The organism is Spiroplasma mirum ATCC 29335 (assembly GCF_000565195.1).
In the GTDB taxonomy this organism is placed as follows: Bacteria; Bacillota_I; Bacilli_A; order Mycoplasmatales; family Mycoplasmataceae; genus Spiroplasma; species Spiroplasma mirum.
Genome location: NZ_CP006720.1, coordinates 790,405 through 815,254 on the forward strand (window position 1 = coordinate 790,405; position 24,850 = coordinate 815,254).

The 24,850-nt window shown below is 30.5% G+C and carries 28 protein-coding genes and 3 pseudogenes; 4 read left to right on the forward strand and 27 right to left on the reverse strand.

The genetic code is table 4. The annotated features are described in order from the left end of the window. Positions 1-111: 111 nt before the first annotated feature. From ffh to P344_RS03975, 9 genes and pseudogenes are all read right to left on the reverse strand, one after another. A complete protein-coding gene (gene ffh / locus P344_RS03950; RefSeq protein ID WP_025317584.1) occupies positions 112-1,455 on the reverse strand; it encodes a signal recognition particle protein in 1,344 nt (447 codons plus the stop codon). Positions 1,456-1,659: 204 nt separating this feature from the next. Beyond that, positions 1,660-3,189: a ribonuclease Y gene (gene rny, locus P344_RS03955; protein WP_025317585.1), complete on the reverse strand. Its 1,530-nt coding sequence runs from the start codon at positions 3,187-3,189 to the stop codon at positions 1,660-1,662. Positions 3,190-3,358: 169 nt separating this feature from the next. Next, positions 3,359-4,474: a hypothetical protein gene (locus P344_RS03960; protein ID WP_156028689.1), complete on the reverse strand. Its 1,116-nt coding sequence runs from the start codon at positions 4,472-4,474 to the stop codon at positions 3,359-3,361. Positions 4,475-4,699: 225 nt separating this feature from the next. Next, entirely contained in the window at positions 4,700-5,224 is a 525-nt protein-coding gene (locus P344_RS03965) for a ferritin-like domain-containing protein (RefSeq protein ID WP_025317587.1), read from the reverse strand. A gap of 99 nt (positions 5,225-5,323) precedes the next feature. Then, complete coding sequence (locus tag P344_RS06110) at positions 5,324-5,572, reverse strand: hypothetical protein (protein ID WP_025317588.1); 249 nt, start codon at positions 5,570-5,572, stop codon at positions 5,324-5,326. 267 nt (positions 5,573-5,839) lie between these two features. Then, the gene (locus P344_RS08120; RefSeq protein ID WP_158500474.1) at positions 5,840-5,983 is read right to left on the reverse strand and encodes an oxidoreductase; all 144 of its coding nucleotides are present in this window, start codon (positions 5,981-5,983) and stop codon (positions 5,840-5,842) included. Then, positions 5,964-6,452: pseudogene (locus tag P344_RS07530) on the reverse strand (oxidoreductase). The gene P344_RS08120 and the pseudogene P344_RS07530 overlap by 20 nt, the downstream one beginning before the upstream one ends. A gap of 29 nt (positions 6,453-6,481) precedes the next feature. Further along, a complete protein-coding gene (locus P344_RS06125; protein WP_051477562.1) occupies positions 6,482-6,901 on the reverse strand; it encodes a hypothetical protein in 420 nt (139 codons plus the stop codon). A gap of 118 nt (positions 6,902-7,019) precedes the next feature. Further along, the gene (locus P344_RS03975; RefSeq protein WP_051477563.1) at positions 7,020-8,006 is read right to left on the reverse strand and encodes a prolipoprotein diacylglyceryl transferase family protein; all 987 of its coding nucleotides are present in this window, start codon (positions 8,004-8,006) and stop codon (positions 7,020-7,022) included. A gap of 362 nt (positions 8,007-8,368) precedes the next feature. On the opposite strand from P344_RS03975, the gene P344_RS03980 reads away from it, so the two are divergent. Then, positions 8,369-8,641, forward strand: a complete 273-nt coding sequence (locus tag P344_RS03980) for a hypothetical protein (RefSeq protein ID WP_025317591.1) — start codon at positions 8,369-8,371, stop codon at positions 8,639-8,641. A 228-nt stretch (positions 8,642-8,869) separates the two neighbouring features. Here P344_RS03980 and P344_RS08125 read toward each other — a convergent pair. The 11 genes and pseudogenes from P344_RS08125 to P344_RS06135 form a co-directional block, all read right to left on the reverse strand. Further along, positions 8,870-10,958: pseudogene (locus P344_RS08125) on the reverse strand (pyruvate formate lyase family protein). Between the two features lie 450 nt (positions 10,959-11,408). Further along, entirely contained in the window at positions 11,409-11,927 is a 519-nt protein-coding gene (locus tag P344_RS03990) for a formate/nitrite transporter family protein (protein ID WP_025317596.1), read from the reverse strand. Between the two features lie 6 nt (positions 11,928-11,933). After that, positions 11,934-12,068: a hypothetical protein gene (locus P344_RS07940; RefSeq protein ID WP_269078585.1), complete on the reverse strand. Its 135-nt coding sequence runs from the start codon at positions 12,066-12,068 to the stop codon at positions 11,934-11,936. Beyond that, positions 12,032-12,199, reverse strand: coding sequence for a hypothetical protein (locus tag P344_RS06810; RefSeq protein WP_156028570.1), 168 nt, complete (start codon positions 12,197-12,199; stop codon positions 12,032-12,034). The genes P344_RS07940 and P344_RS06810 overlap by 37 nt, the downstream gene beginning before the upstream one ends. A gap of 361 nt (positions 12,200-12,560) precedes the next feature. After that, positions 12,561-13,154, reverse strand: coding sequence for a ribosome biogenesis GTP-binding protein YihA/YsxC (yihA, locus tag P344_RS03995; protein WP_025317597.1), 594 nt, complete (start codon positions 13,152-13,154; stop codon positions 12,561-12,563). 2 nt (positions 13,155-13,156) lie between these two features. Then, entirely contained in the window at positions 13,157-13,948 is a 792-nt protein-coding gene (locus P344_RS04000; protein ID WP_025317598.1) for a TrmH family RNA methyltransferase, read from the reverse strand. 18 nt (positions 13,949-13,966) lie between these two features. Beyond that, positions 13,967-14,665 (reverse strand): hypothetical protein, encoded by a 699-nt coding sequence (locus P344_RS04005; protein ID WP_025317599.1) that lies wholly within the window; start codon positions 14,663-14,665, stop codon positions 13,967-13,969. A gap of 100 nt (positions 14,666-14,765) precedes the next feature. Next, a complete protein-coding gene (locus P344_RS04010; protein ID WP_025331891.1) occupies positions 14,766-15,134 on the reverse strand; it encodes a hypothetical protein in 369 nt (122 codons plus the stop codon). Positions 15,135-15,241: 107 nt separating this feature from the next. Next, complete coding sequence (locus tag P344_RS04015) at positions 15,242-15,619, reverse strand: hypothetical protein (RefSeq protein ID WP_025317601.1); 378 nt, start codon at positions 15,617-15,619, stop codon at positions 15,242-15,244. Positions 15,620-15,885: 266 nt separating this feature from the next. After that, positions 15,886-16,491, reverse strand: a pseudogene (locus tag P344_RS06130) (M17 family metallopeptidase); the annotation flags it as partial. A gap of 12 nt (positions 16,492-16,503) precedes the next feature. Then, positions 16,504-16,758 (reverse strand): hypothetical protein, encoded by a 255-nt coding sequence (locus tag P344_RS06135; RefSeq protein WP_051413783.1) that lies wholly within the window; start codon positions 16,756-16,758, stop codon positions 16,504-16,506. A 238-nt stretch (positions 16,759-16,996) separates the two neighbouring features. On the opposite strand from P344_RS06135, the gene P344_RS04025 reads away from it, so the two are divergent. Together P344_RS04025 and P344_RS04035 are read left to right on the forward strand one after the other, a co-directional pair. Next, on the forward strand, positions 16,997-17,338 hold the full coding sequence (locus P344_RS04025) for a hypothetical protein (protein WP_025317602.1): 342 nt from the start codon (positions 16,997-16,999) through the stop codon (positions 17,336-17,338). 180 nt (positions 17,339-17,518) lie between these two features. After that, entirely contained in the window at positions 17,519-18,088 is a 570-nt protein-coding gene (locus tag P344_RS04035; RefSeq protein WP_025317604.1) for an aminotransferase class I/II-fold pyridoxal phosphate-dependent enzyme, read from the forward strand. On the opposite strand, the gene P344_RS04040 is transcribed toward P344_RS04035, so the two are convergent. From P344_RS04040 to P344_RS04050, 3 genes are read right to left on the reverse strand one after another with little or no spacing between them, the layout of a single operon-like run. After that, a complete protein-coding gene (locus tag P344_RS04040) occupies positions 18,080-18,328 on the reverse strand; it encodes an aminopeptidase P family N-terminal domain-containing protein (RefSeq protein WP_025317605.1) in 249 nt (82 codons plus the stop codon). The genes P344_RS04035 and P344_RS04040 overlap by 9 nt on opposite strands. 4 nt (positions 18,329-18,332) lie before the next feature. Next, positions 18,333-18,752, reverse strand: a complete 420-nt coding sequence (locus P344_RS04045; protein ID WP_025317606.1) for a M17 family metallopeptidase — start codon at positions 18,750-18,752, stop codon at positions 18,333-18,335. Between the two features lie 20 nt (positions 18,753-18,772). Further along, positions 18,773-19,708: a lipoprotein gene (locus tag P344_RS04050; RefSeq protein WP_025317607.1), complete on the reverse strand. Its 936-nt coding sequence runs from the start codon at positions 19,706-19,708 to the stop codon at positions 18,773-18,775. Between the two features lie 249 nt (positions 19,709-19,957). Between P344_RS04050 and P344_RS04055 the strand changes: the two genes are divergently transcribed. Further along, the gene (locus P344_RS04055; RefSeq protein WP_081717402.1) at positions 19,958-20,155 is read left to right on the forward strand and encodes a hypothetical protein; all 198 of its coding nucleotides are present in this window, start codon (positions 19,958-19,960) and stop codon (positions 20,153-20,155) included. A gap of 24 nt (positions 20,156-20,179) precedes the next feature. Here P344_RS04055 and P344_RS04060 read toward each other — a convergent pair whose 3' ends face one another. From P344_RS04060 to P344_RS04075, 4 genes are all read right to left on the reverse strand, one after another. After that, on the reverse strand, positions 20,180-21,529 hold the full coding sequence (locus P344_RS04060; RefSeq protein ID WP_025317608.1) for a Sapep family Mn(2+)-dependent dipeptidase: 1,350 nt from the start codon (positions 21,527-21,529) through the stop codon (positions 20,180-20,182). An 82-nt stretch (positions 21,530-21,611) separates the two neighbouring features. After that, the gene (gene hemW / locus P344_RS04065) at positions 21,612-22,706 is read right to left on the reverse strand and encodes a radical SAM family heme chaperone HemW (protein ID WP_038677606.1); all 1,095 of its coding nucleotides are present in this window, start codon (positions 22,704-22,706) and stop codon (positions 21,612-21,614) included. Between the two features lie 64 nt (positions 22,707-22,770). Beyond that, complete coding sequence (locus P344_RS04070) at positions 22,771-24,504, reverse strand: MSC_0882 family membrane protein (protein ID WP_025317610.1); 1,734 nt, start codon at positions 24,502-24,504, stop codon at positions 22,771-22,773. Between the two features lie 59 nt (positions 24,505-24,563). Then, a complete protein-coding gene (locus P344_RS04075) occupies positions 24,564-24,824 on the reverse strand; it encodes a hypothetical protein (RefSeq protein WP_038677608.1) in 261 nt (86 codons plus the stop codon). Positions 24,825-24,850: the final 26 nt, after the last annotated feature.

The following is a 24,850-nucleotide window of genomic DNA, read 5'->3' on the forward strand; positions in this document are numbered from 1 at the left end:
GTTCTATAATATTATAATGATTTATTTTCAGAATAAAAGTTTTTGGTTAAAAATTGTTGGAAAATTAGCAATTTTTCCATAAAAAAACTTTCTAAATCCTTAGAAAATTTTTTAATTAAAACCACCAAAACCTTTTGTTGGCATGATGCGCCCGGATTTAATTTGTTTAGCCATTTCATCAACTTGTTTTTTAGTTTTTTCAAACTGGTTAATTAATTCATTATATTCTTTTTCACTACGTCCCGAACCTTTAATAATTCTTGTTTTTCGCGAGATATGTTTTAATAAACGTGGTTCTCTTCGTTCTTTAACTGTCATTGACGATAATAAAACTTCCGTAACTTTTAATTTGCGTTCAGCTTCCATAATTTTTTCTTCACTAATTTTTGGCATTCCCGGGATTAATTTCATAATCCCCCCCATTTTTCCCATTTTAGAAAGTTGGCGCATTTGGTTTAATAAATCTTGTAAATCAAATTGCCCCATCATCATTCGATTCATGGTTTTCTTAATATCACGTTCATCTAAAACATCTTTAGCTTTTTCAAATAAGGTTTGGACATCTCCCATTCCTAAAATCCGATCAGCCATCCGGTCCGGGTAAAAGATTTGCAAATTACTCATTCCTTCGCCGGTTCCAATAAATTTAATTGGTAACTTTGTTAAGTGGGTAATTGATAAGGCTGCTCCCCCACGGGAATCACCATCTATTTTTGTAACAACAACTCCGGTTAGTTTTAACAAGTCGTCAAATTTTTCGGCAACATTAATAATATCTTGCCCAGTCATTCCATCAACAACAATTAAAATTTCATCCGGACTAACTGCTTTTTTAATTTCTTTTAACTCTGTCATTAATTCCGCATCAATATGCAAACGACCTGCGGTATCTAATAAAATAACATCATTTTTATTAGTTTTCGCATATTCAATTGCTTGCTGAGCAGTTAACACAGGATTTTGTGTTCCTTTTTCAAAAATATCAATGTTTAAATTTTTCCCTAATGTTTTTAACTGATCAATGGCGGCAGGACGATAAATATCACAGGCTACTAATAATGGTTTTTTATGATATTTTTTTTCTAATAATTTTGAAATTTTTCCGGTTGTTGTTGTTTTACCACTCCCTTGTAAACCAACTATCATAATAATGGTTGGTTTGGAAGTTAAGGAAATTTCTTTAGCAGTTTTCCCAAAAATATTAATTAACTCTTCATGCACAATTTTAATCATCATTTGGGAAGCATTTAAGCCTTCACTAATATATTCACCTTTAGCTTTTTGTTCAACATTTTTAATAAAATCTTTAACAACTTCATTATTAACATCCGCTTCTAATAATGCTAAACGAATTTCACGTAAAGTTTCTTTAACAGTTTCTTCTGTTAATGTTGATTTTTTTAAGTTTTTTTCAATTGATTTCTTCAGTTTTCCAGCTAAAAAGTCACCAATCATGTTTTCAACTCCTCTAGTATTTTTAATGTAATCAAACTCTTTATAATTATACATAAAACAATGGAATTTAAAATATCTTTAAAAAGATTTTAAAAGTGGAGATAAGAATAAAAAATAATCTACCCAAAAATTTAATCAGATTATTTTTTTAATTTATTTATTCAAAATAAAAGAAAAAATTATTATTCAATTTAATAATTTTCTCTAAATTACGGTTTCAATAAAGCGTAATTCCCGAATTACCGTAATAACAATATCACCGGGAACGATTTTATTATGACTAATTTTTTCGCGAATATCAAAGGCTATTTTTTGGGCCTGAATATCAGTTGTCCGTTCGGGATTAACAATTACCCGAATTTGGCGACCTGCTTGTAAGGCATAAGCTTTGGCCACCCCCCGGACTTCCATACACATTTGCTCCAACTCTTTCATCCGACTAATATAATTTTCAACATTATTATTGCGACCACCAGGGCGAGCAGCTGATAAAGTATCAGCAGCGGCTACTAATGGTGAGTACGGATTATCCATTGGAACTTCCCCATGGTGCGAATGAATAGCATTAATAACAATTCGACTTTCTTTATATTTAGTTGCTAACTGGACCCCTAAGGTTACATGGCTACCTTCATTTTCAAAATCAACTGCTTTCCCAATATCATGTAATAATCCTGCCCGAATCGCAATTTCCGGATCAAGTCCTAATTCACTTGCCATAATACCGGCTAACTTAGCAACTTCAATCGAATGCATTAAAACATTTTGGCCATAACTAGTGCGGTATTTTAGCATTCCAATATAACGAATTAGTTCTAAATCAATATTATAAATTCCTAGTTCTAAAATGGTATCTTTTCCAGTTTGTAAAATTGTTGTATCAAGATCAGTTTTTTCTAAGCGAATTGCTTCTTCAATTTTATTCGGTTGAATTCGACCATCCGTAATTAATCGTTCCAAAGCTTTTTTAGCAATTTCACGCCGAATGGGATTGAAAGAAGAAACCTGAATAATATTAGGAGTATCATCAATAATTAAATCAACACCCGCGGTTGTTTCAAAAGTTTTAATATTTCTTCCATTTTTTCCAATAATTCTTCCCTTCATATTATCATCAGCTAAATTAATAACCACGGTTGTTTTTTCAACAACCACATCCGCTGAATATCGTTCAATAGCCTGAGTAATAATATTAACAGCCGTTTCTTTTGCTTTTAACCGGACGTTTACTTCGGCATTTTTTAAAAATTCCCCAATTTGTTTTTGATATTTAACATTAATTTCTTTAAATAAAATATCTTTCGCTTGATCTTGCGAAAACCCTGCAATTTGTTCTAATTGCTGGATTGTATTATTGATTAAACCGTCATATTTAGCTAATAACTTTTGTAATTCCTCTCTTTTATAAAATAACTCCTGTTCTTTTTGCGTCAATACTTCTTCTCTTATAATAATATTTTTTTCACGTTCTTTAAAAAAATTTTCATTTTCTAAAATTTCTGCTCGTTTTTGTGCGACTTCTTCGCGAACATCTTGTCTAATTTGAGCAGCTTCAACTTTTGCATCTGCTTTCGCCGCATTAATAATTTTTTTTGCAGTTAGTTCTGCTTCTTTAATTTTTTTCTCAGTATTTTTAATTAATTTAAAATGTAGATACTTTTCAACTAAATATCCAATTAAATAAAATATTAAGGCACAAGCGCCTAATAATATTACTCATCCATAAACTGGCATTATAGCTCCTTTCTTAATATTAATTAAGAAAAGAAATATTTTATTTTTAATAAGTGGAATAAGATAGTATTTAACTACCAATATATATTTTACTATTTTATTTAAAAAAGAAAAGGTAAAACAAAATAATAAAAAAGTGCACCAAGCACTTTGTAAAAATTAAGTAATTTTAATTATCAATTGTTTTGTTAGGATTTTTTGCAGGTTCTGGGGAAATGGTAATCGTTCGCTGTGCTGAACGCTTTAGTTTCCAACGGTTATAATAACTATTTAAATTTTCATTAAAGGTAATAATAACTAATCCTAGTAAAATGAAAACTGATCATACTCAATAATATCATTGTAATTTATCAACATTAATTTCACTAATAAAGGTATTTCCTAAGATTTGCAAAACTGGTGTTCAAATTAACATTGTTAACTGGGTTGCTAAGGCATACGTTCCGTTTGATAATTTAACAGTTTCAAAGTACATTAAACGACCGGTTCCCATTACAATTCCTGACACATACACTAAAATTGCTTGTCACCCATATAAATCAAAACTAGATTTAAACACTACTCATCCTTGGTAGCTTGGCTGGTTATCAATTGCGGAGGCAATTGGTAAGGCAATAATTAACATTGTTCAAAAACTAATAAATGATTTTACCAATACCACTTCATAGTTAGATAGTTGAATTTTATTACTATGGAGAAAATAATCACTAATAGTTCCTTCAAAAGCATAACACAACGCTGCGATAAATGATAATAAAACTCCGGCAATTAATTTTCAATTAATTTGTTCTTTAATGAAAAAGTAGTTAAACAACATTCCAAAGGTAAATAATGTTGTTATTAAAATCCCCACCAACCCAAAACGGTTAATTTTTTCTTTTAAAACAACCCGGCTAATAATCATACAATAAATTGGAGCGGTGTTTAAAATAAAGTTTCCAAGGGTTCCATCATTTAAAAATAACGCCGAAATCATCAATAGTGCCATTGAAATTGGTCCAGCTAGTAAACCAACGCCCGCCATAATTCATACTCGTAAATGTTTTAATTTTAAAATTAACTTTTTAATGGAAGTGTATAACCCAACCCCGCACATATAACCAAAAGGAAGAATTAAGGTATAAGTTAAATTTTTAAATTTATGATTATTATGCGCCAGGTTTTTTCATTCTAAAAATCCAGTTGCTAATGCTACTAACAGAAAGGACATTAGTTCTTGAATCGTTGCTAAAAATATTGGGTAAGTAATTTTAGTTGAATTATCTCCCGCAAAAAAAGAACACAAATAAAGGTGTTAGTGAATAAAAAAATTGCCGAAGTAACACCAAAAATACTTGCTGCAAACATATGACTTTTTGATTGTTCTAAATTTTTAGTTTCCATAAATGCCCCTTTTAAATATCCTTTTTATTTTAAAATTATACCCTAATAATTTAAAAAAAATAAATGGTTTTAATTTTTCTGAATTATTATTTATTCCCTAATTAAAAAAACTGATTGCTCAGTTTTTTTAATTATGTGGACTAAATGGATCAATTACTGTTTTCGTATCTGGTTCTTCACGTTTTCCCATTTTACGATCTAGTTTATAATAATCACCATTTGACATGTTAATTCAATCTAAGATATCTTTAACTTCAGCTAGTTCTTCATAAAAATCAATGATAAATCAATCATAGAATTTATTAGTAACTAAATCACCTAGTTCGCGCGATCTTGCCGCAAAATGATTAGTAATTTCCGCAAAGTACTTACGATGATGAGCATATTCTTCCACAACTTCTTTAATTGATTTTAATTCTTTAAAGACAGGTTCTACTTTTGTCATTTCAAAAGTACCATCGCGATCCATTATAAAGTTCATAATACGACGTTGATGTAAAACTTCATCTTGCGCTTGAACTTGATAATAGTGAGCAAACCCGGGATAACCTAAGCGCTCAGCGTTAGTACTTAAGTTATAACAAATAAATTGCATCTTCGCATGTTCATCTAAATATTCTTGCAGATCTTTTTGAATTTCTTTTGTCAACATTTTATCTGGCCTCTCTTTCTATCTGCCACAATTATAGCACTTTTATAGCACTTTTATTTTATTTTTCTTAAAATTTATTTATAATTTTTATAAATAATATTAATATTCAATATTCATTTTTCAATTTTTATTATCTTCGATAAATAAATCTAATAATGGTTGGGGAATTTGTAATTCTGCTAAATCTAATAATTTGATGCTAGTACGAATTGCTAACTCATTGCCGCTTTCAACTTTGTGAACTCATTGGGGTTCTGCAATTAATTCCCGCCCAATTGCCACTAGTGAAATGTTACTATCAAGTACTTTTAAGGTATCATCCGGAGTTTTAACCCACCACCACCGCAATTAACAAAATTTTATCGTGAAATCTGTTGATAATTTTATTAATAACTAGCATTGGATTTTCTTTATTTCGCAAGCTTTTTCGCCATACTCAAGAATTCGAAATGTGAATATAATCTAACGGATATTTAACTAAGTGATCCATTAAAGCGCAAGTGTCTTCTAAAGTAATGACGGGGTTTTCAATTTATTCGGGAAAAATCCGATACCCAACAATAAATGATTTGGTACTATGTTCTTTAACACCAGCTAACACCTTTTCAACAACTGCTAAAGGAAATTTCATCCGTTTTTTAAGAGCTCCCCTCATTCATGTTTCCGTTGGTTAGCATGGGGGTAAAAAAACTGTTGTAATAAATAGGTATTGGGCCCATGAATTTCGACCCCATCATAGCTAGCCAGCTTTAATGGCACGTAATGTCGCGGCGCCAAAATCTTTAATCGTATCTAAAATTTCTTCGGATGTCATGGCGTGGGGTGTAATTGCCCATTCTCCTAATGAAATAACAGCACTTGTGAATAATGGTTCTGGTAATAATAAGGTTTCGTGGTGACTTCCCCCGTGGTGAAGTTGCATAATGGCAACTCCTTGTTTCTCGTGAATTAAATCAGCTAATTTTTTTAAATTAGAAATCTACTTATCATCATCAATCGCTGGTTGTCCAATAAAAGCTTTCCCATTCCGGTTAACATAAGTATATCCAGCGATTACCATTCCGACTTCCTTAATTTGCGTTTGGTAATAATTTAATTCATCTAAGGTATATTTTCCGTTTTCAAAACCAGAAAAAGTAGTCATTTGGGACATTACAATCCGATTTTTAATGGTAACCTGACTTGGAAACGTAAAGGGACTAAATAATTTTTCATATTTGCGATTCATAATTAATTTCTCCTTCGATTTATTAATAATTATTCTAATGCTACTTCACAACTAATTTCATCACTAAAAATACTTGATGGTTGGTTGCGGGTCATAATCTTAAACGTAAAACTGGTAATGTGATCATGGTGACTAAAAACTTTAAAATCAGTTAAACTAAAGTATTCCTCAAAACTTTTGTTTTCATATCCTAAATATGTCATTACTTTTGTTTTAATTAAGGTTTCTAATTCTTGTTGTTGGGAAATTTGATTATAGTTAATTTGGTATTGTAGATAATATTCTAATTTTCAGTTTGCCAAGTTAGTATAATCAACATATTCTTTTTCATATAAATGACCATTTTTCCGCAATTTAAGCGGAGCAAATCATTGGGCATAAGCCTCCATTAGTAAACCAAAAATGGCAATCATTCATAACATCGCATAATCTAATGGCCGGTTATTCATAACAAATAAATCTGCCCCATTTTCACGCTGCGTTTCTAGAACAAAGCGAATTAAGTTTCAACCAAAGAAATATAAACCAGCTTGGACTCCCGAACGGATAATTCAATAACCTTCCGGGTTATTTAAACGGGTTAGTTCTTTCGCATCATTTACCCACCATTTTTTTTAAGCGGTTAATGGTTGGAGAAGATGTTTCTTTGAATTTTTTTGGTTTAATTTGTTCTAATTGTTTTTGGGTAGGGTTATTATAGTAAAAAGCTTTATACCACACTTCTTTTCAAGTCATTTTATCAGGTTCTTCAATTTTACGGTTAAAGAAATGACGAACACTATATTTAAAATCAAACGGATATTTTTGAGGATCTTTTTTTCATGGTTTTGGTCCTAAAACTTTGCTAAAATTAGGAACCACAAAAGTTAAGATTACTCATAAAATAAAGTTTCAGAATGATTCATATAAAAAAATTGGGACTCTTCACTGAATGTTCCCAGTACCAGGAATTAACTCAGGATGATCACCTACCCATTGGAAACAATTATCTCGAATAAAAGCTGGTAGTCATTTTAATGATTCATAAGAAACAGGATTTCCTAATAATTCATGGTTAAAAAAGTTTCCTCATCTTCCTAATACCTGTCCTAACAAGATATTAGGCACAATACAGTCAATATATACTCACATTGAAACCCGTGATTTTCGCGCAACAAAGGCAAAGACAATAATTCCGACAACAACCCCAAATAACACCCCACCATGAATACTCATTCCCGCTTTTCAAAACGCAAATAATGATCAAAAGGGTGCCCCCCCATCATAACCAATTAAGGGTTGACTAGGATCTTCGTTATATTTTCCAAAAAAACTAGCACCAAATAACGAAAAGGGAATAATAATAAACACTGCTCAAATTAAGGGTTCAACAGGAACATTCTTGGTCTTCAAGCGAATATAACTAGCAAAAACCGCTAAAATCATCCCCGTGGTAATAAATACCGCGTACATATGGACTCAACCACTATATGTTGCAATAATATTATTATGGGGAGTATTGTTCGGATTAATTCACCCCGGTGAAGGTTCGGCTAATAACAACTGATTTAACATTTTGTCATCCTTTCTTAAGATATCTTTTCACACAATTTTAATTGTTTCTTTTATTATATATGATAAAGATTTTAAGTGCGGAGAAAAAACAAAATATTTTGGTTTTTAAAATCTAGATTATGATAATATTTAAAAGGAGATTAATAATCTAGAGTGTTTAAATGAAAAATGATGCTAAATACCCGGAGTTTTTTGATTTTGTATTTTCTGATTTTGAAGACGATAAATTAATAACTATTTGGGAAAAATGTCAAAGAGATAGTGTTTCAGATGATCCGAATAATATTTTGTCTATATTTTTTTACCCAAAGTGTTAAATTAATTCAAGACCAATTTCAACTAGCAATTAACATCACTAAAAAATGAATGATGAAGAAACTACAGCAATAAGACCAAAAATATGTGAACAATTAACTAAAAATATTACTACCATTCAATTTAATACAAATATTGCGATGTTAAAAATTATTAATAATATTTGGGGAAAAATAAAATACTATAATTTTCAAAAAGTTCCTTCAAAGTTAAAATCATCAAAAGAAAAGAAAAAAATGATCTATGAAATTAATAATTTACTAATCGCTTATAGCAAACTTAGTGATGCTGAACAAGCGCAATTTTACCGAAGTAAATAATTTTATCCTTACCTACCAAGAGCAATTTAAAATAGCAGAAATATCTAAGGAAATTACTAATCAATTTAAATTTTATCAAAATAACCTTGTGCAGCTTAATTATGAAAGTTCAATAATATATGATGAAAATTTACCAATTTATTTGTCATTATCAGTATTTAATTATAGCGAAGAATCAATTTGGTAAATAAAAAATGAATTCATAGTGAATTCATTTTTTATTAACTGCTATTTTTTATGTTGATCATGGGGATTAATACTACTAATATTTAAATCACCATGAATAATTAAGTCTTGGCCTTTTCCTCTAACGCATTTGGAATAATTGTAAAGGTATTTAAAATACCATCCGCTGCATATTTGAATGGAATTTTAGCTACCTATGCTAATGAGTTTACCGGCTCCGGTTTTATCTCTTCCGTTCATTGGGTTGGCCCCTGGTGAGAATGGCACTCCGGCTTTTTTACCGTCAGGAGAATTATCAGTTGCTTTTCCATATACCACATTTGAAGTAATTGTTAGAACTGACATTGTTGGTTCGGAATTACGGTAGTGGTGTTGACAACGCACTTCGTTCATGAAAGTTTTGACAACTTCAATTGCAATATCATCGGCACGATCATCATTATTACCATAAGTTGGGAAGTGGCCTTCAATTTGGTAGTCAGTTACCACCCCATCACTATCTTTTAATGGATAAACTTTGGCATGTTTAATTGCTGATAACGAGTCAGTTACTACTAATAATCCAGCAATTCCAGTGGCAAAGAAGCGGTGGGGATTAGTATCCATAAAACACATTTGGCTTCTTTCATAGAAGTATTTGTCATGCATATAATGAATAATATTTAAGGCGTTCCAATATACGCCAGCTAATCATTTTGCCATTTGGACAAATTTTGCTCATACTTCTTCATAATTTAACGGTGTATTTTCATTTCCATTGCAAGGTTCAAAGTATAGTGACACTTGGTTTTTATGGATTTCATCAACCCCCGTTAATAGCATATAATAATGTTTTTACTAAATTAGAACGAGCTCCGAAGAATTGCATTTGTTTTCCAACACGCATTGGTGAAACACAACACGCAATTACATAGTCATCCCCGTGGGTTGCGCGCATTAAGTCATCATTTTCATATTGCATTGATGAATATAAAATTGAGTATTTAGCACAAAAAGCTTTAAATCCTTCTGGAAAATGTTGTAATCATAAGATTGTTAAGTTTGGTTCTGGAAAAGCTCCCATGTTTGCTAAAGTATGAATATAACGAAACGCTATTTTAGTAACTAATGTACGACCATCAATTCCCATTCCCCCAATTGATTCAGTGGCCCAAATTGGGTCCCTGAGAATAAATTGATTATATTCTGGTGTCCGCATAAATTTAACAATTCTTAATTTCATAATTATGTGGTCAACTAATTCTTGAACATCAGTTTCTGTTAAAACTCCATTTTTTAAATCCCATTCAATTTAAACATTTAAGAAACCACTGGTTCTTCCGAAACTCATTGCTGCTCCGTTGTTTTCTTTAATCGCAGCTAAATATCCTAAATATGTTCATTGGAAAGCTTCTTTGACATTGGCCGCTTGTTTTGAAACATCAAATCCATATTAAACCGCCATTTTTTAATTTCTTTTAATTCTAAAATTTGTTCTAATAATTCTTCTCATAAACAAATAACATCTTCCATCATTACTAATGAAGTATTACGTTTGTCTTCTTCTTTTTTGGCAATTAAATAATCTGCTCCATATAATGCTAAACGGCGATAGTCACCAATAATTCTTCCCCGTCCGTAAGCATCAGGAAGACTACTAATAATATGTGATTTACGACAAGCACGCATATCTTCTGTATAAGCATCGAAAACTCCTTGGTTATTAGTTTTACTGTATTTTGTAAAAATTTCTATTACTCGGTCGGAAACTTTAAATCCATACGCTTCATTAGCATAACAGTTTGGACCATTCGAACTCCCCCGTTAGCCTTCATTGCTCTTTTAAATGGTTTTTCAGTTTGCACTCCAACTACTTTTTCCAAGTCTTTGTCTAAGTAATCAGGTGCATGCGAAGTAATTGTTACTGGCAAATCTTTATCAGCATCCAATACCCCCATTTTCACGTTCTTGTTTTGTTAATTCCATAACTTTATCTCATAATTTTTTGGTAGCATCAGTTGGCCCTACTAAAAAAACTATCATCACCAGTATATGGAACATAGTTATTTTGAATAAATCCGCGAGTGTCTACCTCATCTGCTCATTTACCAGCGGTACAATCATCTCACTCAGGAAATCATGTTTTTCTAATTATTTTGTCCCCTCTTTTCTCTACATGTTATAAAACTAAAAGTAATGTTTTGACAAAATTATTTACTTTTGAAATTAAAAAAATAACGGTTGTTAAATATGTATTATTTCAAACAGAAAATAAATTTATCACATCAGAAATCCCACACTAAGTTAATAGTTTATATCTCTAACTATTAAGTAATCGCTTAATAACAAATAAGTTTTAAAAACCTATCTGTTTTTATTATACTTCTAATAATTCTTTTTTCGCAATAGTTGCTAGCAAAAGATTGTTAAAAATTACCAAAAGAAAATTTTCCTTTTTGCAAGAAAAACTTCGCTGTTTTATTTTTAACTTCGTTTAAATCATTGGCGATGTGGCTCTTACTGTCAAGTTTCTGAATTGCTTGGTTAAATTTGGCATTGTCTAATACAAATTCGTGATTAATAATTTGGGCAAACCCAGTTTTTAATTGTAATAACTTAATTTGATCACTAAAGTATTTTTTTGTACTTTGACCACGGCGGCATTGATTTTTTTACGGGCAATAAAATAACATAAAACCGGGATTAATAATCTACCCCCGATAAAATTACCAATAAAAGTGGTAATTAAATTGACTAGCACAAAATATCCAACCGAAGATGCTGGCAGGACATGGGTGGCTGATAACTGATCACCAACCATAAAAATATTCATTCAAAAAATAAATGTATTGGCAACAACGTGTTGGAACCTTGCCAAACAAAAAGCAAACAATGCTAAGAAAATTCCTAAAAATAAGGTGGCAGCATTTTTTGAAGAATAAGTTAAATATAAAGTGGCACCAACTAAAATATTACAGTAAATTCCAGACATTAAATTATTTAAAAAGGTTTGGCCAATTTGTTGACCGGTTGGGTTAACCCATCAGCAAGGACACTTCCCACAAATTCCATTTTGTGTTCAATCATTTGCATTGTTTCAGCGTGTGTCATGAATCACCATGGGTGTTTAGTGTCACTGCTTTGTTTTGTTACCAGTTAAGATGTGACCATATACCAGGGCAAAATAAATCACAACAGCTGTTAATAAACTTTCTAAAAAGTTTCCTAAAAAACTAGCATTAAGTTGCGATAAAATTTTCACGGACTAGCAGCACCGATGCTAATATTAATAAATCCGACACAATAGGAAGTATATAATCCGCCTTCTAAAAAGGTCACTAAAATTAGTACAATTGGAAAGGTAATCCCAAAAATTAATTGTTTAACTCCCATCGTATTAACACCCTACATCGAAAACAATGCTACAATGTAACCCAACGAAATAAACAATCTACATAAGATCCCGTTGATAATTGTATTCATAACATTAGCATTAATCTTTTTATTCGATGCTTCAAAAGCATTAATGATTGCTTGTTATAAATAAGAGTGATGTTCATCAAGAATACTTAGATCAACTGTTGACAACTTAGTTAGTTGTTGTTGATATTTTACAATGCGCGTAAGTTTCTTATCCATTCAATAATTTTCCTCTCTGTATTACGCTAGTATGTACTTATCTAATTACAAATAAAAGAATTTGTACCTCAGATAAATAAATAACGGTAATATTATACAATAAAAAATAAAAAATTTACAAATTTAGTAATTTTGTAAAAAGTTCCCAGCACTCTTCTAAACCTTGTTTTTTCTCACTCGAAGTCTTAATAAAATAATCCGCGGGATTAAAATTTAACATTGTTTTAATTTTTTGCTCAATTTTTTTAATATCATTTTTTTTTAACTTATCTAACTTGGTCCCAATAATAACTATTGGGATTTGATAATGTTGTAAATATTCATACATTGTAATATCATTGCTTGTTGGATTATGTCGTAAATCAACTAATAAACAAACAAAAACTAGGTTAGAACGCGATAATAAGTATTCTTCCATCATTTTACTAAAAACTAATTTTTGTTGGTTGTTAACTTTGGCAAACCCATAACCAGGAGCATCAACAATCCGAAACTGATTATTATTAATACTAAAAAAATTTAGCATTCTTGTTTTACCAGGAGTTTGGGACACCTTGGCCAGCTGGCGGCGATTAGTCAACATATTAATAAAACTTGATTTACCAACGTTACTTTTTCCTAAAAAGCAAATTTCTTTAACCTCATCATTAATTCAGCCTTTTTTATCAACGGCTGAAGTAAGATAGGTTGCTGTTTTAACTTTAAACATCCCTATTCTCCTTTCTGTTGTTTATTAATTTCATACATTAAAATTGTTCCCGCCTGCGCAACATTTAACGAATCTAACTTCGCATTAATTTTAATTTTAACATTTAAATCACTATTATCTAGTATCATTGGTGATAACCCACTACCCTCGTTGCCTAAACAAACAGCATATTTTTGGCCAGCAGCAAAAGAGGTTGTTTCCAAAAATGTCGAGTTATCACTAAGATTAGTACTAATAATTTGATAGTGCTCTTTTTTTAACTGGCCCAAAAATTCAACTACAGGGTGAGAAATTACGTGAATATTTAAATAAAATAAAGATCCTTGACTAGCACGGATAACTTTATCATTAAATAAGTCAACGCCATTATGAACTAAAAAAATATTAGGAAAATTAAACCCGAGACTAGTTCGTAATAATGTTCCTAAATTCCCCGGATCTTGAATATTTTCCAAAATTAAAGCATTCTGGTGGTAATCAATTTTTTGTTGACTAAAATATTTGGCTAAGTTAATAACCCCCAAGATTTGTTGGCTCGTAACACTTGTTGATAGTTTACTAATAATTTGGTCGGTTACTATAATAATATTAACATTTTGATATTTGTTAACTAAATGTAAATTGTCCTTCGTTACTAAAATCTCCACTAATAAATTATTATCATAGGCACTACTAATTAAATGTAAACCTTCAATAAGGCCTAATTGTTTGGCGTGGCGAAATTTATTATGCTTTAATTTACCTAATTCTTTAATATATTTATTTTGACTTGAATTAATTTCACGATAACCCATAATTTTCTCTTTTCTTTTTTAATCAACATATAAAAACCCAACAATATAGCGTTTTGTCGTTGGATTAGCCCAATCTTTTTTAGTTGCTTTTGTTTTCCGCATAATAGTCACCATTGAGCGGGGACGTTTCGGAGGATCTTGCATTTTACCTAATAACACAGTCAAAGCTGTTTTATTACTTTCTTTATTATAGTCTTCAGTATCCTTTACCCCTTCTTGTTTTGCCATAATCCGCACCTTATTTTTTTTAAACCATTTTTGAAAATAGACATAATCATGGTATGACCAGTCTTTTTCTTCTCACCCTAAAATAATGCGGTCCTTTTTTTCATCTCATCCCACTAAATAATCCCGAATCTGGGTATTAGCAGTTGGTCCTTGTTCCATCATTTTAAAAGTGCGCGCAATTGTTTGGTCAATTGTTTTAAACCCATAACCAACAAAAGCATTCCCAACTCAATGGTGTTTATAAATTGGTTTTACGGGATCCATTGGTTCGGTAAAAGTAATTGCATATGACCAGTACTTATCATCTGATTTACTTTTAAATAATTCATAACCAAATTTTTCATGCTTAATAACAACACAATCTTTTTTAATTAAAATTACTAGATCTTTAAACGCATCAATAAATTGTTGTTTTTCATCTTGGGTCAAATGGGCTTTTAACTTAGCTTCTTTCATATTAATAATACGCTGAGTATAATAGGAAACCATTAATGCACCACCTTTTTGCTAACTATCCATTATTCTATTATATTATATATTTTATATTTTATTAGGGTTTAAGTCAAAGTAAATCTTGAAAACCTTGATTTTAGGCTTCCGCGTTATTTTGATAAAAATCTTCCTCATATTTTTCTAAAATAAATAGTAAAAAATCAATATAAACAAAAATTAAGATGTATTTATTTTTTTTCAAAAAATTAAGGCTATTATGAATAACTAACGAATCCGGAAAATGGGTAATCTGGTTGCGCACATAAATCACATCATGCCATAACTCTAGTCACAGTTCAAAATTACCTGGTTCTAACTTTTCAATGAAAAAATCCAATAAAAATTGCTGTTCTTTCTTTTGATAATTTTCATTCAAAAGTTCATTAACTTTTTTACTATATTTACTATAAATATCATTCTTATTATCAAAAAGTTCCTCATCATAATTTTTTAATTCCTTTTTCATTTGGTCCAAATACCCAATAATTTTATTTCAATCACAATAATAGGTTAAAAATAACTTTTTAATACAGTTAACCAAGTTTGAATAATTAAAAGCAGTTTCTAAATAATTTAAATCAGCACTACTAATAATTTTTTTAAATAGGAGATCGTTTGGGTGATTTGAATTTTTAAATTAGTTAAGATTTGTCGCTGAATTTTATGGTTATAATTAGAATTTGATGTTTTGGATGAATTACTATCAAGAAAAATAATCTTGTTATCAACAATTTCTTGGGTTCATTGTAAAAATAAAATTAAATAATTATTAATCTTATTATCAGCTAATAATTCTAAGGTGATGATGCTATTTAAAAAGGGATCAAAAATTTTATCCATTAAAAATAAATAATCTTGTTTAACTTGATGATCCATAAAGATTTGATGAAACTTGGCTAATTGTTCCATTAAAATCTTTTGTTTGGTAGTTAGTGATAGCAAATTAATCATTATTTTTTTAATTACCTCCTTAAAATAAAAAAAGAGAAAGCAAATGGCATCTCTCTGAGTTAAGTATAACATTGTTAAAATAAAAACAAACCATTTTCTTATTTTTTTATGCTAACTTTTAAAATTTCTGTCTTTGATAAGATTCTATATTAAGTAAAAATAATAATTAGTATATAATAATTGAAATTTACAAATAAAAATAGTAATTAATTTAATTACTATTTAAAAATTCTTTGTTTTAATGAATTCAATTAAACTTTCAACCATTACTTCGGTCCCCCGCCACCGTTACCAACTCCATATCCACGGTTAGTGGTCACGTCTTTAAAATTAGCAATTTCAGAAGTTAGATTATCATAATTTTCTAACTGAATTGGTAACCATCAAACTGGTTCTAAGGTATTCTCAGTAACCTTCGTAAAATTCTTCACCAATTTTTCATTGTTGCTAAACATTCCACTAATGTTAACTCCCACGGCATTTTTAACCGAACTAGTTAAAGTCGCAACATCATTAATTGTGGCTGGGTGGTAAGTTTGTTTGGCGTAACTAATTCCATCCGCTAACACAAGGTACCGTTCAGCATCCGTGTTATTAATTTCCACATATCAGCCTGCATGTGATTTGACAACACTTTCGGTTAACATTGCAATTACTAGTACATTGGCAGCCACTTCTTGCTCAGCTAATGCACTAATGACTGATAAAACAATTGCGGCCCCAGACATGTCAAATTTCATTCCTAACTGCCGACTGCTACTTTTTAAACAATAACCACCACTATCAAAAGTTATTCCCTTCCCGACAAAAGCAGTTTGGTACTCACTAGTAGTTTTATCACCTTGGTACTCCACAACAATCATACAAGCGCAGTGGTTACTACCCTAGTTAACTGCTAATAATAAATTTAATCCCATTGTTGCTAATTCTTGATTTTCATAAATCTTCATTGTTAAATTCTTCGTATTTTTTAACCTGTCTTTTCAAAAATTAGCAAACAAAACCGGCGTCATTAAATTAGCAGGCATATCTTGTAAATACCAGTCTGTATTAACTCATTGCATAAGATGATGGGTAATTATAATAATATCCTCTAAGTGCGGATAGGCTGAGTGGTAAATTAAAAGATCATAATTCATATTCGAAAGTTCTTTTTTAAATTGACATTTTTGCGCATTAAAAACATATAAAATTGCTTTCAGACTTGTTTTTAATAACTCCGCACAATTAGTAAGTGTCGATGGGAAACTACTAATTCAATATGGCGTTGGTCTTCATTACCAATATTCTGGAGGGTAATTTTCTGCTTACTTGTTTTCTTAATAATAAAGGTAATTGGTAAATGATCCGGGCTTTTTTGGTGAGTAGTTACTTAAAGTGTTATCATCCCATCGCTTCCGTTCTAATTCTCTAAAAGCAGTTTTAATTTGTAGTAATAATTCTTTTAAAAATACTTGTGAGCAACCAAAATTTAACCGAAAGAAAAAATCCCCATTTTGAACAAAATCTTTGCCATATGAAAGAATAATATTTTTCTTTAAAAAAGTTCTTCAATTTGGTCAGTATCCAACTCAGTTCTTTAATGATGTTGAAAACAAAATTATTATTCATTATGATGAACAGCAAATCTGAAATAGTTATTCTATCACAGCCCAAACTTTAATTCAGTTTTTAGATTTAGTCTATTATGAATTATTAAATAAAGTCATCAAAAAATAAATAGAAATAGGTGAAAAGATTGAAATATAATTTTGATGAAATTGTCGATCGTAGCGGAACATATGACCATGACCGCAAATGAAATATTGAATATTTAATGCAAACTTACCAGATTAACCCCCCCAAAAAAAATATTCCGCGTGGATTGGTGATACTGATTTTAAATGTCCCGTCGAGGTTGTGGATGTTATTAAAAAACGAGTAGAGACTAATATTTATGGTTATAACTATGTCCCGGCCCAGTTTTATCAAAGTATTATTAAGTGACACCAAGAACGGTTAAAGGTTAATCTCCAAACATTATGAATTCATTTAATTTACGGAACGGTCGGAACTTTATATTATTTAATCCAAGAGTTTAATAATGTGCAGGATAGTATTTTAGTACAAACTCCTGTCTATGGACCGTTTGGAGAAAGTATTATTGATAATAATCGCACCTTAGTTTGTAATAATTTGCTTTACCAGGATAATAGTTATCAGATTGATTTTGCTGATTTTGAAAATCAAATTATTAATAACCAGGAAGTAACATTTACTAGTTGTTTAGCCTTTCCCGAACATTATTCTCATTTAATAGTTTGTACTAGTCCAAATAAGGCATTTAATTTTGGGGGCTTTAAAACAAGTTATGTTGTGATCCCCGATGAAACATTAACAACAAGATTCTTAAATTGTATGAAAATTAACCGAGTTACTTCTCCTAATACTTTTGGGGCAATTACCCTACCTAATTGCTGCTTATGATAACTGTCCAGACTGGTTAGAGCAGTTAAATGCGTATTTATGAAATAATTTTGTAATTGTTAAAGAGTTTTTTCAAGTTAAACTTCCATATAGTAATAAAAATGCTTGTGTGCGGGTAATTAATAAATAACCCAATGAAGGTGGAAAATTAGTGTAATATCAATACCGGTTCACTTTTGAAGTTATCAAAATGGCATCTAAATCATTGGTAACTAATAAACCAGTAACAACCTTATTTTTCATAATACTAACCTTCTAATAAATAATATTCAATAATTGATTTAACCATTGTTCCTTTCCCACAATCATCAATGTAGGCGGTTCCCGTAATATCAATGTGAAGAAATGATAATGATTCTGTAAAGTTATCTAAAAATGCCATCGAATTACCGGTCGGATTATATTTATCATAAGAATGATTAACTAAATCAGAATATTGGGTATTACTCATTGCTTGATAGTTTTCCCGGCTAACAGGCATTCGCCAAAAAGTTTCGCATGCTTGACAGGTTGCTTGGTGAAAGCGATCAAATAATTCATTACTAGTTGCCATCGCCCCAGTTACATATTTTTCAAGATCCTTAATCATGGCCCTGGTTAAAGTAGCAATAGTAATAATTTTCGTTGCTTGCAATTTTTGAATTGCATAAGTAATTGCATCCGCCATTACCATCCGCCCCCTCGGCATTAGTTGAAGTGATTTGCACTGTTTAAATCATAAAAATTTTTAATAAAAGTTAATTCTTTGTTTGAACTTGTTTTATTATATTGAATTTGATAATTAACAAATTTAGTTATGGAAGGGGTAAAATCATCGGTGGTTGTTTGACTAAAGACAAATCATTCGTTTTGATTTTTAATTGTTGGTAAGGAAGCAATTTTGGTATTATCATCATAACTATTATTAAAATCAGGTTGGTTATCTTTATCCTTATAAATTTTTAATTCAATTTTATCAAATAATGTTGAATCATTAAAAGCAATGTTGGTATATTTTCAAGGATCTTTAATAGCCAGCATAAATATTGCTCGTTCATTACCAATCGTTAATTCACTATCCGGAATATCTTTAAAAGCGGGGTCAGTTAATCTAATTTTAATGTAATTTCAAATAATTGAGATATTAATTAAGTCATTCCAATTAATAATTTGACTAATATCTAGTTCACTGATGGTTGGCTTTCAAACAATCGGAGCAGTTTGAAACGCTCCCATTACTTTAATATAAGGTGGTTTATAGGGGTTAGCAACAACTTTAACAGTAATTCCATCCTCAGCTTTCGGCCAATCGCTAGTTGGACTATCCGATGTTAATAATTTTTTTGTTTGCGCATTATAAATCTTTATTTTCAAACTAGCGGCAATATCATCTGAGTTAAAAATGGAAATTGATTCAATTAACTTTTGCATAATGGCATTATTTAAATAACCAAAATTTTTAGCATCCAAAGTAGGTAAGCCAGCTAAATAAAGTTGTAAATTTTCGGCAAAGTGAAATTTTGGATCATCTAATTTATTTAAATCGATTGTTCCGATGCGAATAATTTCATTACAACTAATTACATTCGAAACGGCTGTTCCCGTAATTACTAAAGCACCTAAACTTGCTAATAATTTTTTCATTATTAATGTTCCTTTCACAAAGATAATATTATTTTTTGACATTAATTAATTATGTTTTTTTATTCTTATTTAGTTAAATTATATCATAAAAAATAATAAAAAAATTATTGCTTCTATTTTATTTATAATGGAAAAAAGATATAATTATATATATCAAAATATAAAGTAGAGAAAACTATGTAATTAAAAAGACTATTAGCTTCTTTTTTAAATATGATTTTCTGTTGGTTAAATTTAATCTTATAAATTTTGAACATTGACCCAATTAGGACATTAGCAAAGGGAATTAGCCTACCATTAACTAGAAAAGGGAAGTTAATTTTCGGAGCCTGTTCATTATTACAATGAATTATTATGTTTACTATTATTGGGACAGTAGTAGTTATTGTAATGTGAATATTAGACAAACCATCAATTACAACTATTATAAGTGGTGCTGCCCAATAAAAAAAAGGATTTAAAATCCTTTTTTTATTTATTAATTTTTGTTAACAGCGGAATTGATTTTGTATAGATTTCTAACATTTTGCGAAGATCATCAATTTTAACATACTCATTATAAGCATGCATTGTTGATTCTTCAATATCAAATTCGGCCCCAAACGCTACACATTTAGGCATTGCTTTGGCATATGTGCCCCCACCGATTGCTAATGGTTGGGCATTATGATCACCGGTAACTTCGCGATAAACTTGCATAATATTTTGAATCATGGGACTATCCTTTGACATGTGCACGGGATTTTCTCATTTTAGATCAATTAATTGTAAATCAAATTTTGCTAATTCAACTGTTAATGGTTTAACAACATCTTCTTGGCAATAAGTAATTGGAACCCGTAAGTTTAAAGTTATCCGTGTTTTGTCATGGTTAATTTCAACAATCCCATTATTAACTGTTAAGTTCCCTGATTCATCGCGCATTGCCGGAAAAATTTTGCTGAAAGAATAGTCGCGGTATAGGTGTTCTTCCACAAATTTCGCAATTTTTGAGGTTGGATTAACATGGGCAATGGCATTTAATGCTTCTAAAGCGGCATTAACTCCGCATTCTGGTAAACTTCCATGTGAAGATTTTCCTTTAATAATTAGCATGTCTTTTTCAACATAATTTTCAATATTTTCAGAAGTTAAGATTGCTTCAATCTTACTCATTTCTGGTCCCTGGTATTTAACCACATCATTAACAGAATTATAAGCTTCCCCACCAATTAAGATAAAGTTTTCACCCCCAGCAATAATATCGACATTTAAAATTCCTTTTTCGGCATATACCACAGGAAATTCCCCATCAGGAGTATATCCTAAATCAGGAATCCCTTCTGTTTCCATATAACTAGTAATTGAAGCCCAATCGGTTTCTTCAGTTAGCCCAAAAATTAAACGAATCCGATAATCTGGTTCAAAACCATGGTCTTTTAAATATTTTAGGGCATATAAATTAATTATTGTTGGGCCTTTATCATCAAATGAACCACGTCCTAATAACTTACCATCTTTAACTTGGGGATTAAATGGTTCAAATTCTCATTTGGTTAAATCTCCGGTTGGCACAACATCTAAGTGTCCTAAAATCGCAAAGATTTTTTCACTGCTTCCATATTCAACATATCCGTAGCGATTTTCCGGGTCTTGGTATGCTTTAAATCCTAATTCCTTTGCTAAATTAATAGCAAAATCAAGAACTTTTTTTGTATTTTCCCCAAAAGGAGTTTGGGGTGCTTTTTCACCGCGCACTGAGGGGATTTTAATAATTGCTTTAATGCTTTCTAAAGCAGCGGGAAAATATTCCTTTTGTAGTTTTTCAAGATCAATTCTCATTATTAGTACCTTCTTTCTAACCTAACACTTGTTATCTTGTTCTTAGTTATAATATAACATATTTTAAGAATTAGAAATTGAATTAATCCATAATATTGACTAAAATATCATTCAAAATATTGTATCCCTGCGGGGTACATTTTAAAAATTGATTATCTATTAAAACTAGATTACCCTTGGTAATTTCCTCCCCAATTTTATCCTGGTAATATTCATAAGCTCCTCGTGCATCCTTGACATTATCTAAATCAATTCCCGCGGTTAATCGTAACCCCATCATTAAGATTTGAAAATAATAATCCGGTAAACTAATTTCACTAATCTTTTGTTCTCATCCTTGGTAGCGCCGAGTATTTTCTAATAATAAGTACTGGTTGTTTTCATTTAGAAAACCACTAGCTCCTGGTCCTAATGGTAAAAAAGATTTATTAGTTCAATAACAGAGGTTATGCTGTGATTGCTTTTCAGGGGTTAAACTATAATTTGAAATTTCATATCTATGATAGCCAAAGTTAACCAAAGCGGTATTAATAATCTCATCAAAAGCTAAATCATTATCTGATAACTTAGTTTTTGTTTTGCCCCAGTAAGAGTTTTCTTTTAAAATTAAGGAATATCAACTAAGATGATCAGGTTGTAACTGGTTAACCATTGCTAAATCATCGTTAATTTGTTGATAACTTTGGTCAAATAAGTTATACATTAAATCAAAGGAAATATTATTAAACCCTAATTTCCGAGCTAAATAATAACTATCAATTGCTTGTTGAACAGTATGTTTACGGTTTAACTTGGCTAATAATTCATCATTAAAAGTTTGAATTCCAATTGATAAGCGATTAACATAGTATTTTTGTAAAATTAAAAGTTGTTCTTTGGTAATCCGTTCGGGGTTTAATTCAATTGTGTATTCTTGTAAATGATTATGGCTAATCCCATTAAGGATTTCTAGCAGCCTTGTTAGTTGGGTATTATTTAAACTATTAGGAGTTCCACCCCCTAAGTAAATTGTCGTCACTGCTGTTAACTGTGGTTTAATTCGATCAAATTCGCTTGCTAAAGATGTTAAATATTCATCAACCATCAGATCCTGAGATTTTTTAATTTTAAAAAAATCACAGTAAAAACAAATATGGTTACAAAACGGAATATGAACATAAAGGTGTTTAATTGTCATCTTAATAACTCCTTACTTGTTGATAATCTTATCATAAATAAAAATAGATAGTTAACATAACTATCTATTTATTACTAAAACGTGAGAAGAATGGAATACCTTTCCCATGCCGTTTACGACGAGCAATTAATCACGGAATTGAAATTGCTAACGTTAGAATGATTAAGAAAATAATAAAGATAATTGAACAAATACGGTTTGTTTTTTTCTTTAAAGCAGTTAGTTCTTCTGGTTTAACAATTTCATAACCATAATAACCAATAATATTTGATTTTCGTTTTTTAGTTAAGACAATATTCGCAATATGAATTCCTAGCATGGCAATTAAAATAATAATTGTAATTGTAATAGCGGCAGTTAAGTCCTCCACAATTCCTCAACTTCAAAAGCCAAACATAAAGTGTTCACCAGTATGTTGTTGGAAACCATATAAAATTCCTAAGATAATTCCCCCAAAAAAGTATGTTGGGAAAGCAATTCAGTTTAAGACAATGCTTCGCACTGTCATTTTTTTATAATTATCAATTAAGAAATGGGGAATGGTGTGGTTACCACGGTTTAGATTAGCTAAATAATTATTGGCTTCAATTTTTACCCGTGATAAATCAAAGATTCCTGCAAATAATGATCCTAATGATACTAATAATAATGTAATTGTTAAAAATGGATGAGGAATATATTGCGCTTTAATTCCTAAAATTTCATCTAAGCCTTGCTTATGACTAATAAAATACAGGGCAATAAAGATAATTGTCGCAACTATTCCCGCAAAACCAACTAAAATCATAATTAATGTCCGAATTTTTTCTGATTTAATTTCGCGAGCAATTTCTAATGGCATCAATTTATTAGCATGTTCACGACTTAAACGATTGGTATTTCCTTTTGAACGTAATTGAACTTGGTAAGCATATCCTTTATTTTTCTTTGCCCCATTCAAATTGTCATCTTCATCATAATAATCATTAACCACTGGCATTTTAGAGTTGACCGGCGTTAATGCCATCTTTTCATTTGCTATATTATACTCTTGATATGGCTGTGGATTAACGGAACGCGAATAATTACCATAATTATTATTTGCTAAACTTGGTGCCGAATTATATTGTTGATATGATGGAGCACTTGGCTGATGATAAGGTTGCTCGTACATCATTTCATTCAAATTAATTTGCCCTTGAGGATTAGCAATACGACGTTGGTAAGGGCGACGATACTGATTTACATAATGATCTTCAGTAAAATATCCATTCTGCGTTCCGTATTGTTGGGGATAACTACCTTGTGGTTGATGTGAATATTGATCATAATATTTTCGTTGATAGCCAGCCCTTGGTTCTTGGTAAGCAGCTTGTTGCATACGACGAGGTAATATCCGTTGCGGAGGCTGAGAATTAACAAATTTATCATTAAAATCATGGTTATAGTATGGTTCCACATAACCAACTGGTTTTGGTGCAGTTAAATCCGGATGGGAATTAAAATTTTGGGGTTGGTTTCCAAAGGGTTCACCATTTAAGTAATAGTCTTGTTGACCTTGAACATACATCCGAGCAGGACGAATAATATTATTATTTTGGTAAAGCGCTTCGGTATTATTGACTTGGTGTTGACGGTAATCTTGATTGGGCACAATATAGCCATTGGGATTTGGATTAACTTGATTAGCAGTATCATTAACATTTTTATTTAACGCATTAAAAACACTAGCATTATTATTAGCTTGTTGTTCGTTGTTATTCTGTATTTTATTCTTGTTATCAATAACAAAAGATTTAATCGAGTTAAATAATCCCATACTTTGTTCACCTTCCCTATCAAAGTGAATAAAATGTTTAAAATTAAACAATAATTAAGTTAGTCTTTACACCCGTATTTTTTGGCTAACATAATTTCTTGCTCAAAATATTCAACATTTTCTTTAAAACTGACTTCTTGTTTTAATTTGATAATACTTGATTGCACATCATTTTTGTTTTTCAAACGAAATAATGAAAAAGTAATTACAAAATAAACAATTAGTAATAGCGCTGCAAATCCTAGTAACGCTCCAATTAACCCTGGTGTTGGAATTATTAGATCTAAGATTTTAATATTTATAGTTAAGTTTATGCCCATATAAACACCACACTATCTAATGCAAT